Origin of the sequence: Mesorhizobium sp. GbtcB19 (assembly GCF_019091085.1) — a bacterium.
Lineage (GTDB): Bacteria > Pseudomonadota > Alphaproteobacteria > Rhizobiales > Rhizobiaceae > Mesorhizobium.
This window is the reverse complement of record NZ_JAGXJY010000544.1, coordinates 1-235: the sequence shown is the minus strand read 5'-3', so window position 1 is coordinate 235 and position 235 is coordinate 1. Positions and strand designations below refer to the sequence as shown.

The following is a 235-nucleotide window of genomic DNA, read 5'->3' as shown; positions in this document are numbered from 1 at the left end:
CGAAGCGGTGGCGGCGGCGAATTCGGGCACCGGCCGGAAGTTCGCGCCGTCGTTCAAAAGTGAAGCGCCAATCGGGCCGATGGCGAGGGCGAAGAGCTGCGCGGCCGGCACCAGAAGGACGGCGGTGCGCGGCTCGTCGGCGGTGATGGCGAGGCGGATCTGGTACGGCACGATGGAGAGCAGGAAGGGGCCCATTACCAGGGCCACCGCCCCGAACACCGAGGGCCCCGGGCCG

At 71.5% G+C, this 235-nt stretch carries 1 pseudogene; it reads right to left on the bottom strand.

Annotated elements, in window-relative coordinates:
* Positions 1-195, bottom strand: a pseudogene (locus KVT37_RS32990) (MFS transporter); the annotation flags it as partial.
* Between the last annotated feature and the right edge of the window lie 40 nt (positions 196-235).